Raw genomic sequence first — 516 nt, 5'->3', positions numbered from 1 at the left:
GAACGACCAGGCCACCATCGAGTCCAAGAACAACCACCTCGTGCGCCGTTACGCGTTCTACTGGCGCTACGACACCCCGGAAGAACTGACCCTCCTGAACCAGCTCTGGCCGCTCGTGAACGACCGGCTGAACTTCTTCACCCCGACCAAGAAACCCACCGACTGGTCGACCGACGCCGCCGGACGCCGCAAGCGTCTCTACGACGCCCCGAAGACCCCGTTCGACCGTCTCCTGGCCGCCGGAGTCCTCTCCCCAGACCAAGCAGCCCAACTGCGCGACCGGCGCGACCGGATCAACCCCGCCGAACTCGCCCGCCGCATCCAATCCCTCCAAGACCGACTCACCGGCCTTGCCCGCGACCGCACCCTCGCACTCCAAGCCGAAGCCGCCACGCCTCTGCCCGACACCACCCGCGGCATCAAACTACGCCCCGCGAGCTGACCCCCGGCTTCGCGGGCATACTTAACTGGGGCACGGGAACCATTTCGCGGGCATTCCTACATGAGGCACCTCGG

1 pseudogene is annotated in these 516 nt (G+C 66.7%); it reads left to right on the top strand.

What is annotated here, in order from left to right:
• Positions 1 to 442 (top strand): annotated as a pseudogene (locus tag FK219_RS13335) (hypothetical protein); the annotation flags it as partial.
• Between the last annotated feature and the right edge of the window lie 74 nt (positions 443 to 516).

The sequence above is a fragment of the Microcella pacifica genome, from assembly GCF_009371975.2.
In the GTDB taxonomy this organism is placed as follows: domain Bacteria; phylum Actinomycetota; class Actinomycetes; order Actinomycetales; family Microbacteriaceae; genus Microcella; species Microcella pacifica.
Note: the sequence above shows the minus strand (reverse complement) of the source record. Positions and strands in the feature narration are given on the sequence as shown.